Origin of the sequence: Candidatus Protochlamydia sp. R18 (genome assembly GCF_000648255.1) — a bacterium.
GTDB lineage: Bacteria > Chlamydiota > Chlamydiia > Chlamydiales > Parachlamydiaceae > Protochlamydia > Protochlamydia amoebophila.
In genome coordinates, this window is the sequence record NZ_BASL01000462.1 from 1 (window position 1) to 356 (window position 356).

Genomic DNA, 356 nt, shown 5'->3' on the forward strand with positions numbered 1-356 from the left:
AGACTTTCTTTTGGATAAGTAAGAAGATCAATGAAAGCTTCTCCCAATAAGACTTTATACCCTCTACTGCCATCTGATTTATATTTTATTTCAGATTCCGAAAACTTATCCATTGTTTGATTAAAAAACTCTGGTAAGTGTCTTGTTTCTGACATTTCTAAAGAAGAAAGATGGCTTAAAAGAATAAGATTCGTATAAATGAAATAAAAGTTATCATTTATTTCTTTATTATCAAATTTTTCCTGCAATAAATTTTTAACCATTTCCTGATCAACTTTCTCATTTGCTTGGACTGTGTTTAAAAAAGGTTCAACATTTTTATTGAATAATTCTAAACGATCTTCCACTTCTTTTTG

General features: G+C 27.8%; 1 pseudogene. It reads right to left on the reverse strand.

The annotated features are described in order from the left end of the window. Positions 1-356: pseudogene (locus TY19_RS00455) on the reverse strand (hypothetical protein); the annotation flags it as partial.